Annotated in this window: 2 protein-coding genes; both read left to right on the top strand. The window is 42.3% G+C overall.

Annotated features, from left to right (window positions below):
• Positions 1–186: 186 nt before the first annotated feature.
• Positions 187–1,131: a chemotaxis protein CheW gene (locus F6K49_RS45165; protein WP_293108652.1), complete on the top strand. Its 945-nt coding sequence runs from the start codon at positions 187–189 to the stop codon at positions 1,129–1,131.
• 23 nt (positions 1,132–1,154) lie between these two features.
• The coding region (locus tag F6K49_RS45160) for a GAF domain-containing protein (protein WP_366514323.1) at positions 1,155–1,844 on the top strand (690 nt) is incomplete at its 3' end.

Genomic DNA, 1,844 nt, shown 5'->3' with positions numbered 1-1,844 from the left:
TGCTTAGCACTCAAGCTATTAGAGGTAGATTCAACCCTGGTTTTCATTGGTCCATAAATTCACGCAATTCTAAAAACGTGAGCAGTCACTCTAACCAAAATTAAAAATTATTACAAATAAAGCTATTAAATACCTTGGAATTTATTTATCATAAATGTTTGATCATTTGGATAGTAACTTGTTGTGATGAGCAAAGAGCAGATTTCCAAGATAAGCAAAATTTTACAATTAGCTAAACAGGGAAACCCAAACGTCATCGCCGCCATGCTGAATCACAAACTTCAGCACGAAGGTATTATAGCTAAAGTTAAACTTCACGATAGCTGTTTATTGGTTTTACTCGAAGCAGACCCCGCTCCTAAACCAGGAGCCGTGGTAAGATTTATCTACCACACAATCAGCAAGTTAAAACCAAACTCAATTGATACCGTCAAAATTTTGGGCCGTAGCCTAACCGAGAAACAACCAGCATGGCGTAAACAAATTACACTAGAAAGCATTCCGGTGGTGCTTGACTTATCTACTTGGCTAGAGTCAGGCTCAACGGTAAGAACTAATCAAGTCGATTATTCTGTCTCCTGGCAGAAAAATGAACATAATTTCCAGGGTAATCAAGCTCAATTACCTCTCCCTACCTCCGTTAAGGTCAGTGTTGATGGCCAACTTCCCCCCCAGGAGAAATTTTTGCGCTTCCAAGTAGGGTCTGGTAATGGGGCGTTGTTACAGGTAAACTACATCCAAGCAATTCTGAATGTCTCGGTTGCTGAAATTTTGCCAATCCCCCATACTGCCGATAGTGTGATTGGGATTTACAACTGGCGTGGTGAAATGCTGTGGTTGTTAGATCTAAACTCTCTGCTAGGATTTCCTGCTGTTTGGCAACCCAAGGACATGCCGAGGACAAAAATCATGGTAATCGTACTTCAAGTCAACAGCAAACTGCTGGGACTGGTGGTTTCACAAGTGGAAGAAATAGAACAGCACCATTGGGAAAACTTACAACCCCCTGATCGATTATTACCCCTCAGATTTGGACACTTTGTCAAAGCTTATATTCCCGAAGCCAGTAGTATTGTCTTAGATGCCCAACGAATTGTGCAAGCAGCACTTGATATAAAGTATGAAGTATAAGTAAAATTTACGACTCTAGACAGATGTCAGAAGCACAATGGGATGATAATGATTCAGAACTGCTATTAGAAAATCACAATCTCCTCAAGGAGGATACTCCGCAATTCTTTAACTCTGCTCGCCCCAACCTAGAGGGATTTAAGGTTAACCTAGACAGGCTAAAAACTGATCTAGAGCAACGCCGAAGGGTAGATAAATCAGACCTGAAAAAAAATTTGGAGCAATTTGAATCCTTTGGTCAGGAGGTTGAGCAGTTTACGGTAGGGGTGAATCTGGAAATTCAGCAATTGAAGCTTAGCTACGAAGAGGCACTCCAACAACAGTTCCAAGCCCAGCATGAAAAATTGTTAGAGCTTAGCAGATTAATGAGTGAAGCTGGGGACTGGGAAACCTTACTAAATAATACAGTCAATGGGGTTCAACATCTAAGCCAAGCCGAGCGGGTATTAATTTATCGCTTCAATTCTGCTCGCACCGGAATAGTTTTGGCAGAAGCAGTAGAACGGGGTTGGACTCCTGCGGTCGGGGAAACCCTAAATGCTACTGCTTTTGGGGCTGACTTGTCCACAGAGTATTTCCAGCAGTCAAGGGTAATTATCGATCAGGTCAACAATGATTCGGTCACCCCCTACCAACTCCAGCTGCTGGATAAATTTCAAGTTCAATCCAGTCTCAGCTTATGCTTGCCGGTATCGGGGAAAGCTTGGGGTTTA

This window comes from Moorena sp. SIO3I6, assembly GCF_010672095.1.
The sequence above is the reverse complement of the archived record's forward strand: the minus strand, read 5'-3'. Positions and strand labels throughout refer to the sequence as shown.